11 protein-coding genes are annotated in these 10,494 nt (G+C 72.7%); 7 read left to right on the top strand and 4 right to left on the bottom strand.

Annotated elements, in window-relative coordinates:
• Positions 1 to 337 precede the first annotated feature (337 nt).
• The 4 genes from ABZ318_RS37090 to ABZ318_RS37075 are packed head-to-tail and all read right to left on the bottom strand — an operon-like array spanning position 338 to position 3,337.
• Positions 338 to 1,282, bottom strand: a complete 945-nt coding sequence (locus ABZ318_RS37090) for a slipin family protein (protein ID WP_356906828.1) — start codon at positions 1,280 to 1,282, stop codon at positions 338 to 340.
• Positions 1,283 to 1,327: 45 nt separating this feature from the next.
• Positions 1,328 to 2,227: an aminoglycoside phosphotransferase family protein gene (locus tag ABZ318_RS37085; protein WP_356906827.1), complete on the bottom strand. Its 900-nt coding sequence runs from the start codon at positions 2,225 to 2,227 to the stop codon at positions 1,328 to 1,330.
• Between the two features lie 46 nt (positions 2,228 to 2,273).
• Positions 2,274 to 2,690 (bottom strand): ferritin-like domain-containing protein, encoded by a 417-nt coding sequence (locus tag ABZ318_RS37080; RefSeq protein ID WP_356906826.1) that lies wholly within the window; start codon positions 2,688 to 2,690, stop codon positions 2,274 to 2,276.
• Positions 2,687 to 3,337 carry a hypothetical protein gene (locus tag ABZ318_RS37075; protein WP_356906825.1) on the bottom strand — a complete coding sequence of 217 codons (651 nt, stop codon included), beginning with the start codon at positions 3,335 to 3,337 and terminating at the stop codon, positions 2,687 to 2,689. Before ABZ318_RS37075 ends, ABZ318_RS37080 begins: the two co-directional genes overlap by 4 nt.
• 168 nt (positions 3,338 to 3,505) lie before the next feature.
• Here ABZ318_RS37075 and rimP point away from each other — a divergent pair, with 168 nt between their 5' ends.
• The 7 genes from rimP (at position 3,506) to truB (ending at position 10,401) form a co-directional block, all read left to right on the top strand.
• Positions 3,506 to 4,003: a ribosome maturation factor RimP gene (gene rimP, locus ABZ318_RS37070; protein WP_356906824.1), complete on the top strand. Its 498-nt coding sequence runs from the start codon at positions 3,506 to 3,508 to the stop codon at positions 4,001 to 4,003.
• 2 nt (positions 4,004 to 4,005) lie between these two features.
• Positions 4,006 to 5,001, top strand: a complete 996-nt coding sequence (gene nusA / locus ABZ318_RS37065) for a transcription termination factor NusA (protein WP_123455674.1) — start codon at positions 4,006 to 4,008, stop codon at positions 4,999 to 5,001.
• A gap of 74 nt (positions 5,002 to 5,075) precedes the next feature.
• Positions 5,076 to 5,357, top strand: coding sequence for a YlxR family protein (locus ABZ318_RS37060; protein WP_078954177.1), 282 nt, complete (start codon positions 5,076 to 5,078; stop codon positions 5,355 to 5,357).
• A 150-nt stretch (positions 5,358 to 5,507) separates the two neighbouring features.
• Positions 5,508 to 8,597, top strand: coding sequence for a translation initiation factor IF-2 (gene infB / locus ABZ318_RS37055; RefSeq protein WP_356906823.1), 3,090 nt, complete (start codon positions 5,508 to 5,510; stop codon positions 8,595 to 8,597).
• 143 nt (positions 8,598 to 8,740) lie between these two features.
• Positions 8,741 to 9,034, top strand: coding sequence for a DUF503 domain-containing protein (locus ABZ318_RS37050; protein ID WP_019889861.1), 294 nt, complete (start codon positions 8,741 to 8,743; stop codon positions 9,032 to 9,034).
• Positions 9,035 to 9,064: 30 nt separating this feature from the next.
• Positions 9,065 to 9,505 (top strand): 30S ribosome-binding factor RbfA, encoded by a 441-nt coding sequence (gene rbfA, locus ABZ318_RS37045; RefSeq protein ID WP_225800079.1) that lies wholly within the window; start codon positions 9,065 to 9,067, stop codon positions 9,503 to 9,505.
• A complete protein-coding gene (truB, locus tag ABZ318_RS37040) occupies positions 9,502 to 10,401 on the top strand; it encodes a tRNA pseudouridine(55) synthase TruB (RefSeq protein ID WP_356906822.1) in 900 nt (299 codons plus the stop codon). The genes rbfA and truB overlap by 4 nt, the downstream gene beginning before the upstream one ends.
• The last annotated feature ends 93 nt before the right edge of the window (positions 10,402 to 10,494 follow it).

Below are 10,494 nucleotides of genomic sequence, written 5' to 3'. Positions count from 1 at the left end.
GGCCCGCGCCCGCCGGGGCGGTGCCCCCGCCCACCCCCGTGTGGGCAATCGTCCCGCTGGGGCGGGACGGGTGGGCACACGGGACGGCGCCTCTGCGGGCGCGCTCCGCATTCCGCGCCTTGACCCGCACCCCGAGTGCGGCGCACAGCGCGGTGCGGGTTCAGGCGCAACAGCCTCGGGCGCCGGCAAGGGCGCCGTTCCGTTGTGCCCACCCGTTCCGCCCCAGCGGAACAGCTGCCCACAACGGGGTGGGTGGGCGCCGCCCCGGCGGAACAGTTGCCCACAACGGGGTGGGTGGCCGCCCCGGCGGAACTATTGCCCACAACGGGGCGGGCGGTCAGGCCTCGGGTTCTCTGTGGGTGGGCTCCACCGAGGAGCCCGTCAGGTCCTCGACCGCCTCCGCCGCCGCCGCCCGCCCCCTCAGGTACGCCTCACTCAGCGGCGGCACCGGCGCCACCGGCGGTGCCACCGGCGGCACCGGCGACGACGACGGGACCTGCTCCGTCTCCGAAGCGGCGGCGCCCGGCGTCGCCCGCTCCAGGAACCGCAGCAGTTCCACCGGAATCGGCAGGACCAGCGTCGAGTTCTTCTCCGCGGACACCGCCATCACCGTCTGCAGCAGCCGCAGCTGCAGCGCCGCCGGCTGGTCGGACATCACGCCCGCCGCCTCGGCCAGCTTCTTCGAGGCCTGGAGCTCCGCGTCCGCGTTGATCACGCGCGCCCGCCGTTCCCGGTCCGCCTCCGCCTGCCGGGCCATGGAGCGCTTCATCGTCTCGGGCAGGGAGACGTCCTTGATCTCGACGCGGTCGATGGCGACGCCCCAGCCCATCGCCGGGCTGTCGAGCATGAGCTCAAGGCCCTGGTTGAGCTTCTCCCGGTTGGACAGCAGGTCGTCGAGGTCGCTCTTGCCGATGATGGACCGGAGCGAGGTCTGCGCCATCTGGGAGACCGCGAACTTGTAGTCCTCGACGCGGACCAGCGCGTCGGCCGCGTCGACGACCTTGAAGTAGACGACCGCGTCGACCCGTACCGTCACGTTGTCGCGGGTGATGCCCTCCTGCGCGGGCACGGGCATGGTGACGATCTGCATGTTCACCTTGTGCAGGCGGTCCACGAACGGAACGATCATCGTGAAGCCGGGGGAGCGGATGTCGTCGCGCAGCCGGCCGAAGCGGAAGACGACGCCGCGCTCGTACTGCTTGACCACGCGCGCCGCCGCACCCGCGTACACCGCGACCGCCGCGCCCGCGCCGGCCGCCGCCATCACCAGCTCTTGGATCATCACGGCCCCCTGGATCGAGCCGAACAGTACAAAAAGGGTATTCCCCTAGAGCCAGCTCGCGAACTCGAGGAGCAGCTCGGCATCCTGCCGCCGCCCCGCCGTCAGCGCCCGCGTCCCCGACTCGACCGCCCGGAACAGGCTCCAGCCGCGCAGCCGCTCCCGGTCCAGGTCCAGGGAGTCCGCCAGCTTGTTGACCCGCCGCCGGGCCGCCGAGGCCCCCGAGGAGGCGGCCACCAGGTCCTCGACCCGGTCCCGTACGAGCCGGGCGAGGTCGTAGGCCCGCTCGCCCACCAGCGGCTCGGGGCCGACGGCCAGCCAGGTCGCCCGGTCGCCGGCGAGCACCTTGCCCTGCCGGAAGTTCCCGTGCAGCAGCACCGTCTCCGCGTCGCCCGTGACCAGCTCCTCACGGGCCGCGAGCGCCGCCGCGGTCAGTTCCCCGGCGGTGGCGTCGGCGCGGTAGTGCTCCATGGCGGAGGCCTGCGCCGCCGTCCGCTCCGCCACCGTCTCGAAACCGTGCTCCGCCGGCGGCTCGACCCAGAGCCTGCGCACGATGCCCGCCGCCTCCAGGAGCGCCTTCGCCTCCGGCAGGGAGCGCAGCGAGACCTCGGGGTGGAGCCGTTCGAGGACGAGCGCGCCCTCCCCGGCCTCGTCGAGGAGCTGTGCCGCGCCCCAGCCGTTCCAGTGCGCCAGCGCGTCCCGCTCCAGGTCCGGACGGGTGAACGGCGGTGCGATCTTGAGCGCGGCGGGGGAGCCGTCGGAGCGCCGGACGAGCACGACCAGGCTGCTCCGTCCGCCGGGGGCCATCACCCGCTCGGTGTCCAGGGACGCCCGGTCGAGCGCCCGGTCGGCGAGCTCCGGCAGCTCCCCGAGCCACTCGGCCGCCACGGCGTCCCCGTACGTCTCACCGAGCGTCCTGGCCAGTCGCTGCGGCGGTTCGAAACCCATGCGTACGTTGTTCCTTCGGTCGGGGCGGGACTCGGTCGGGGCGGGACTACAGCCGCTCGGCGAGCCCAGGAAAGGTTACGTCGCTGCCGCGCCAGCGGACGGCGCGTACCGCGGCCTCACGGAGCGCGGCGGCCGCCTCCGCGCGCGCCCGGCCCCCGGTGGCCCGGACGAGATCGGAGTACACGCCGGCCACCCGGTCCTCCAGGACCGCCGCGAGCCGCACCGCGTCGGCCGGGTCCGCCACCCGGAACGGCAGCCCGTACGCGGCCTCCGCCGCCACCGGCGTCCCGCCGAGGTCCCGCACGGTCCGGCGCAGCGCGTCCCGCCGCGCCCGGTGCGCCTCGTACGCGGCGGTGGCCTCGGCCCGCCGCTCGGTGCCGATCCGGCCGCCGACGACCCCGTACCCGTACACCGCGGCGTGCTCGGCGGCCAGCGCGGCCTGGGTCGCGTCGAGGGCGCTCATGCCCGTGCTCCTTCGGTCAGCAGGTAGGCGTGGGCGGCGCCGGCCGCCGCGACGGAGGCGAGCAGCCGGGCGTACTCGGGCGGGGCGGTGAGCAGCGCGGCCGTGTGGCCGTCGGAGGCTGTGCGCTCGGCGGTGGCGAGTTCCCGGAGGGCTGCCCGGGGGTCGGGCGCCACCCGTACGGGCGCGGGGGAGGCGGCGGGCTTCGCGGAGGCGGCCGCGGCCGCGGAGCCGGCGGCCCCCGCGGTCGTGCCGCCCGCGCCCGACGTCTTCCCGGGCGCGCCGGACGCGGTCCCGTCGGGTCCCGCCGTCGCGCCGTCCCCGCCCGGCGTCTCCGTCGGCCCCGCCGACGTCCCGCCCTCGCCGAGGGCCTTCGCGTGGGCCGCCACCGCGCGCCGCAGCGGGTTCAGCCGGGGGGCCAGGGCGGGGTGGGCGGCGAGCGTCGCGTCGTAACGTTCCAGCAGGCCGCGCGCGGCGGTCACCGACCGCAGCCGCAGGGCCGCCTCGGCGCGCGCCACCCGTTCGGCCTCGAGGTCGGCGGCGCTCGGCCGCCGGGGCTGCCCGCCGGGGGAGGAGGTGCAGCCCGCGAGGGCGGTCGCGCCCGCCGCCGCACCCGCCACGAGGAGTGCGCGCCTGCCCGTCGTCGTCACGCCTTCTCCCTCGGCTGCCGTCCGTCGTCGAAGATCGTCGAGATCACCGCAGGCGAGCGTACCCGCGGGCCCCGGGGCGATGGACGGCAACACCCTCCCGGACCGGATACCCTTTGGTCTGACACGCGACGAACCCACAACAGCACACGCGGCCGAGGAGTCACCCGGATGAGCACCACCCAGAGCGACAGGCTGCGCGGACTCGTGGAGCCGCTCGTCGCCGCGAAGGACCTGGATCTGGAAGAGATCGAGGTGTCCCGGGCCGGCCGCCGCGGGCTGCTGCGGATCGTCGTCGACTCGGACGAGGGCGTGGAGCTGGACGTCTGCGCCGAGCTGAGCCGCGAGATCTCCGAGAAGCTCGACGAGACCGACGCGATGGGCGACGGCGAGTACGTCCTCGAAGTCAGCTCCCCCGGCGCCGAGCGCCCCCTCACCGAGCACCGCCACTACGTGCGCGCCACCGGCCGCCTGGTGAAGCTGCAGCTCGCCGAGGACGGGGACCTGGTCGCCCGCATCCTCGCCGTGGACGAGGACGGCCTCGACATGGAGGTGCCGGGCGTGAAGGGGCGCAAGCCCACCGCCCGCCGGGTCGCTTTCGCCGACATCGCCAAGGCGCGTGTCGAGATCGAGTTCAACCGCAAGGACAAGAAGGAAGAGGAGGCGTAGCCGTGGACATCGACGTGAAGCTCCTGAAGGGCTTGGCACAGGAGAAGGAAATCTCCTTCGAGATGCTGGTCGAGGCGATCGAGTCGGCCCTCCTCATCGCGTACCACCGCACTCCCGACGCCCGCCGCCACGCGCGCGTGGAGCTGAACCGGGCCACCGGCCACGTGACGGTGTGGGCGAAGGAGGACCCCTCCGACCTGGAGGAGGGCCAGGAGCCCAAGGACTTCGACGACACCCCGTCGGACTTCGGCCGGATCGCGGCGAGCACCGCCCGCCAGGTCATCCAGCAGCGGCTGCGGGACGCCGAGAACGACGTGACCTTCGGCGAGTACGCCCGCCGCGAGGGCGATGTCGTCGCCGGTGTGGTGCAGCAGGGCAAGGACCCGAAGAACGTCCTCGTCAAGCTGGACGACAAGCTGGAGGCCATCCTTCCGGTGCAGGAGCAGGTGCCGGGCGAGGAGTACACGCACGGTCTGCGGCTGCGCACGTACGTCGTCCGGGTGGCGAAGGGCGTCCGCGGTCCGTCCGTCACCCTTTCGCGTACGCACCCCAACCTGGTGAAGAAGCTCTTCGCCCTGGAGGTGCCGGAGATCGCCGACGGCTCGGTCGAGATCGCGGCCATCGCCCGTGAGGCCGGTCACCGCACCAAGATCGCCGTCCGTTCCACCCGTTCGGGCCTGAACCCCAAGGGCGCCTGCATCGGCCCGATGGGCAGCCGCGTCCGCAACGTGATGGCGGAGCTGCTCGGCGAGAAGATCGACATCGTCGACTGGTCGGACGACCCGGCCGAGATGGTGGCGAACGCGCTCTCCCCGGCGCGGGTCTCCAAGGTCGAGGTCGTCGACCTCGCCGCCCGCTCCGCCCGGGTGACGGTGCCGGACTACCAGCTGTCGCTGGCCATCGGCAAGGAGGGCCAGAACGCCCGCCTCGCCGCGCGGCTCACCGGCTGGCGGATCGACATCCGTCCGGACACGGAGCCGGCCGAGCCGCAGGGCTGAGACCGTTTTTGGACAACGACTGTTCGATTCTTGCCCCGAACGGGTGGGGTCGGTGCGGGGAGGTAGACTTAATAGTGTCTGGCCGGACGCATGCCCGCGCGTGCCCTGAGCGAACCTGTGTGGGATGCCGGGAGCGAGCGGCCAAGAGCGATCTGCTGCGGATCGTGGTGAACAAGGACGAGTGCGTTCCTGATCATCGCGGTACGCTGCCCGGCCGGGGTGCGTACCTGCACCCCGCCGTGGTCTGTCTCGACCTGGCGGTCCGTCGCCGGGCCTTTCCGAGGGCCTTCAAGGTCCAGGGACCGCTCGACACGGAGGCACTCCGCCACCACGTCGAGCAAGCGGCACCGCAGTGAGCAAGAAGTACGGCACGGAACACCGTGCGGTCAGGTACCTCGCGAGTTGGAAGTAGGTCGAGATTGCGATGAGCACTCGATGAGTACGCGATGAGTACGCCCATGAAGTAGCGACGGTCCGGCGGTAACCGGACCTCACAAAGGAGCAAAGTGGCTAAGGTCCGGGTATACGAACTCGCCAAGGAGTTCGGTGTGGAGAGCAAGGTCGTCATGGCCAAGCTCCAAGAACTCGGTGAATTCGTCCGTTCGGCGTCCTCGACGATCGAGGCGCCGGTCGTGCGCAAGTTGACTGACGCTTTGCAGGGTCCCGGCGGCAACGCCGGCAAGACCGCTGCCAAGCCCGGCGCGCCCCGCAAGGCGACGCCTTCCCCCGCGGCGCCGTCTCCGGCCGCCGTGGCACGTCCCGCTGCCCCCAAGCCCGGCGCCCCGGCCCCCAAGCCGGCCCCCGCCGCGCCTGCGGCGCCGGCACCGGCCACTCCGGCCGCGCCCGCGAGCAGCACCCCCTCTCCGGCTCCGGCCGCCTCGGGCCCCCGCCCGGGCCCGAAGCCCGCGCCCAAGCCGGTCACGCCGGCTCCGGCCGCCCCCGAGTTCACCGCGCCCCCGTCGGCTCCCGCCGCCGGTCAGCGCACCGGTGGCGCCACCCCGGGACCCCGTCCCGCCGGCGAGCGTCCCGCCCGTCCGGGCCAGGGTGCGCCCCGCCCGCAGGGCCAGGGTGCTCCGCGCCCCGGCGGCCAGCAGGCCCCCCGTCCGGGCGGTGCCCGTCCGGCCGGTCCCCGTCCGGGCAACAACCCCTTCACCTCGGGTGGCTCCACCGGAATGGCGCGCCCGCAGGCGCCCCGTCCGGGTGGCGGCGCTCCCCGTCCCGGCGGCCCCGGTGCCGTTCCGGGCGCCCCGCGTCCGCAGGGCGGCCCCGGCGGCGCTCCGCGCCCGCAGGGTCAGGGCGGTGCCCGTCCCACCCCCGGTGGCATGCCTCGTCCGCAGGCTCCCCGTCCGGGCGGCGCGCCCGGCGGTAACCGTCCGAACCCGGGCATGATGCCGCAGCGTCCCGCTGCCGGCCCGCGTCCCGGCCCCGGCGGTCGTGGCCCCGGTGGCCCCGGCGGTCGTCCGGGCGGTCCCGGTGGCGGCGGCGGTCGTCCCGGCTTCGCCGGTCGTCCGGCCGGTCCCGGCGGTGGCGGCGGCGGCTTCGCCGGTCGTCCCGGCGGTCCCGGTGGCGGCGGCGGTCGTCCGGGTGGTCCCGGCGGCGGTGGCGGCGGCTTCGGCGGTCGTCCCGGCGGCTTCGGTGGCCGTCCCGGCGGTCCGGGTGGCCGTGGTGGCACGCAGGGCGCCTTCGGTCGTCCCGGCGGTCCCGCGCGTCGTGGTCGCAAGTCGAAGCGTCAGAGGCGCCAGGAGTACGAGGCCATGCAGGCCCCGTCCGTGGGCGGCGTGATGCTGCCTCGCGGCAACGGCGACACCATTCGCCTGTCGCGCGGTGCGTCCCTCACCGACTTCGCCGAGAAGATCGGCGCCAACCCGGCGTCGCTCGTCGCGGTCATGATGAACCTCGGCGAGATGGTCACGGCCACGCAGTCCGTCTCCGACGACACGCTGGTCATGCTCGCCGAAGAGATGAACTACGTCGTTCAGATCGTCAGCCCGGAGGAGGAGGACCGCGAGCTGCTCGAGTCCTTCGACATCGAGTTCGGCGAGGACGAGGGCGGCGAAGAGGCCCTGGTCTCCCGTCCGCCGGTCGTGACCGTCATGGGTCACGTCGACCACGGTAAGACCCGACTCCTCGACGCGATCCGCAAGACCAACGTGGTCGCGGGCGAGGCCGGTGGCATCACCCAGCACATCGGTGCCTACCAGGTCGGCACCGAGGTCAACGGCGAAGAGCGTCGCATCACCTTCATCGACACCCCGGGTCACGAGGCGTTCACCGCCATGCGTGCCCGTGGTGCGAAGTCGACCGACATCGCGATCCTCGTGGTCGCGGCCAACGACGGCGTCATGCCGCAGACGATCGAGGCGCTCAACCACGCCAAGGCCGCCGGCGTCCCGATCGTCGTCGCGGTCAACAAGATCGATGTCGAGGGTGCCGACCCGACCAAGGTCCGCGGTCAGCTGACCGAGTTCGGTCTCGTGGCCGAGGAGTACGGCGGCGACACGATGTTCGTCGACATCTCCGCCAAGCAGGGTCTGCACATCGACTCCCTGCTGGAGGCCGTCGTCCTCACCGCCGACGCCTCGCTCGACCTGCGGGCCAACCCGAACCAGGACGCGCAGGGCATCGCGATCGAGTCCCACCTCGACCGTGGTCGCGGTGCCGTCTCGACCGTCCTCGTCCAGCGCGGAACGCTGCGCATCGGCGACACGATGGTCGTCGGCGACGCGTACGGCCGCGTCCGGGCGATGCTCGACGACAAGGGCAACAACGTCGAGGAGGCGACCCCGTCGACTCCCGTCCTCGTCCTGGGTCTCACCAACGTCCCGGGTGCCGGCGACAACTTCCTGGTCGTCGACGAGGACCGTACGGCCCGCCAGATCGCCGAGAAGCGCGCCGCGCGTGAGCGCAACGCCGCCTTCGCCAAGCGCGTCCGCCGGGTGTCCCTCGAGGACCTCGACAAGGTGCTCAAGGCCGGTCTCGTCCAGGAACTCAACCTCATCATCAAGGGCGACGCGTCCGGTGCGGTCGAGGCCCTCGAGTCCTCGCTGCTCCAGCTCGACGTCGGCGAGGAGGTCGACATCCGCGTCCTGCACCGCGGTGTGGGTGCGGTCACCGAGTCGGACATCGACCTGGCCATGGGCTCCGACGCCATCGTCATCGGCTACAACGTCCGTGCGGCCGGCCGTGCCGCGCAGATGGCGGAGCGCGAGGGCGTCGACGTCCGGTACTACTCGGTCATCTACCAGGCGATCGAGGAGATCGAGGCGGCGCTCAAGGGCCTCCTCAAGCCGGAGTACGAAGAGGTCGAGCTCGGTACGGCGGAGATCCGCGAGGTCTTCCGCTCGTCCAAGCTGGGCAACATCGCCGGTGTCCTCATCCGCTCGGGCGAGGTCAAGCGCAACACCAAGGCGCGCCTCATCCGCGACGGCAAGGTCATCGCGGAGAACCTCAACATCGAGGGCCTGCGCCGCTTCAAGGACGACGTCACCGAGATCCGCGAGGGCTTCGAGGGTGGTATCAACCTCGGAAACTTCAACGACATCAAGATCGACGACGTCATCGCGACGTACGAGATGCGCGAGAAGCCGCGCGCGTAACGCGTAGGGCTGCGTCCGGGGCCGGTCGGCGGAAGATATTTCCGTCGATCGGCCCCGGCCGTTGCGTGTACGGTTCTGGTGTCCCTGCCGAGCGACGGCCCGGCAGGTCACCGAACCCGAACCGGCGGGACATCCGGCACCACATGTACGTGGGGACTCTGTCCTTCGACCTGCTCCTCGGCGACGTTCATTCGTTGAAGGAGAAACGCTCCGTCGTCCGGCCCATCGTCGCCGAGCTCCAGCGCAAGTTCTCCGTGAGCGCGGCCGAGGTGGGCGACCAGGACCTCCATCGCAGGGCCCGACTGGGCGTCGCACTGGTGTCCGGGGACCCGGGGTTCGTATCGGACGTGCTCGACCGCTGTGAGCGGCTCGTCGCCGCACGGCCCGAGGTGGAACTCCTTTCGGTGCGCCGAAGGCTCCACACTGATGAAGACTGATTTGAGCAAGGCAAAGAAGGAGAAGGACCAGTGGCCGACAACGCGCGGGCGAAGAAGCTGGCGGACCTCATCCGGGAGGTGGTCGCCGAGAAGCTGCAGCGCGGCATCAAGGACCCCCGCCTGGGCACGCACGTGACCATCACGGACACCCGCGTCACCGGCGACCTGCGGGAGGCCACGGTCTTCTACACGGTCTACGGCGACGACGAGGACCGGGCGAGCGCCGCGGCCGGCCTGGAGAGCGCCAAGGGCATCCTCCGTTCGGCCGTGGGCCGGGCGGCGGGGACCAAGTTCACCCCGACCCTGACCTTCGTGGCCGACGCCCTCCCGGAGAACGCGCGGACGATCGAGGACCTCCTCGACAAGGCGCGGGCCTCGGACGCCCAGGTGCGGGAGGCCTCCTCGGGCGCCTCCTTCGCGGGCGACGCCGATCCCTACAAGAAGCCGGGCGAGGACGAAGCCGCCGAATGAGCACCTCGGGAAAGACGCCCGACGGGCTTGTCATCGTCGACAAGCCGTCGGGCTTCACTTCGCACGACGTCGTGGCCAAGATGCGCGGGATCGCCAAGACCCGCCGCGTCGGCCACGCCGGCACGCTCGACCCCATGGCCACGGGCGTCCTCGTCCTCGGCGTGGAGCGGGCGACCAAGCTCCTCGGTCACCTCGCGCTGACCGAGAAGGAGTACCTGGGCACCATCCGCCTGGGCCAGACGACGATCACCGACGACGCCGAGGGCGAGATCACGGCGTCGGTCGACGCTTCGAAGGTCACCCGGGAGCAGATCGACGCGGGCGTCGCCGAACTGACCGGCGCCATCATGCAGGTGCCGTCGAAGGTCTCCGCGATCAAGATCGACGGCAAGCGGTCGTACGCGCGCGTGCGCGGCGGCGAGGAGTTCGAGATCCCGGCCCGCCCGGTCACCGTCTCCTCCTTCCGGGTGTACGACGTCCGCGACGACACCGCCGAGGACGGCACGCCCGTCATCGACCTGGTCGTCTCGGTGGTCTGCTCCTCCGGTACGTACATCCGGGCGCTCGCCCGGGACCTCGGCGCCGGACTCGGCGTCGGCGGCCACCTGACCGCGCTGCGGCGCACCCGGGTCGGCCCGTACAAGCTGGACTCGGCCCGGACCCTGGACCAGCTCCAGGAGGAGCTGACGGTCATGCCGGTCGCCGACGCGGCCGCGGCGGCGTTCCCCCGCTGGGAGGTCGACGGGAAGCGGGCCGGGCTGCTCCTCAACGGCGTCCGCCTGGAGATGCCGGAGTACCCGAAGGGGCCCGTCGCGGTCTTCGGGCCCGAGGGGAAGCTGCTCGCGCTCGTCGAGGAGCAGCGGGGCAAGGCCAAGAGCCTCGCCGTCTTCGGCTGAGCCGACGACGGCGTCGTAGGGCTCCGTTGTGGGGCTCCGTCGTGGGGCTCCGTTGTGGGGCTTCGTCGTGGGGCGGGGGCGGGCGCGGGGGCG

The sequence above is a fragment of the Streptomyces sp. NPDC006197 genome (assembly GCF_040613865.1).
In the GTDB taxonomy this organism is placed as follows: Bacteria; Actinomycetota; Actinomycetes; order Streptomycetales; family Streptomycetaceae; genus Streptomyces.
The sequence above is the reverse complement of the archived record's forward strand: the minus strand, read 5'-3'. Positions and strand labels throughout refer to the sequence as shown.

Excerpts from the sequence above, each read along its gene's own strand:
- ABZ318_RS37090 (WP_356906828.1), bottom strand. The coding sequence starts at position 1,282 with ATGATCCAAGAGCTGGTGATGGCGGCGGCCGGCGCGGGCGCGGCGGTC.
- ABZ318_RS37085 (WP_356906827.1), bottom strand. The coding sequence starts at position 2,227 with ATGGGTTTCGAACCGCCGCAGCGACTGGCCAGGACGCTCGGTGAGACG.
- ABZ318_RS37080 (WP_356906826.1), bottom strand. The coding sequence starts at position 2,690 with ATGAGCGCCCTCGACGCGACCCAGGCCGCGCTGGCCGCCGAGCACGCC.
- rimP (WP_356906824.1), top strand. The coding sequence starts at position 3,506 with ATGAGCACCACCCAGAGCGACAGGCTGCGCGGACTCGTGGAGCCGCTC.
- ABZ318_RS37050 (WP_019889861.1), top strand. The coding sequence starts at position 8,741 with ATGTACGTGGGGACTCTGTCCTTCGACCTGCTCCTCGGCGACGTTCAT.
- truB (WP_356906822.1), top strand. The coding sequence starts at position 9,502 with ATGAGCACCTCGGGAAAGACGCCCGACGGGCTTGTCATCGTCGACAAG.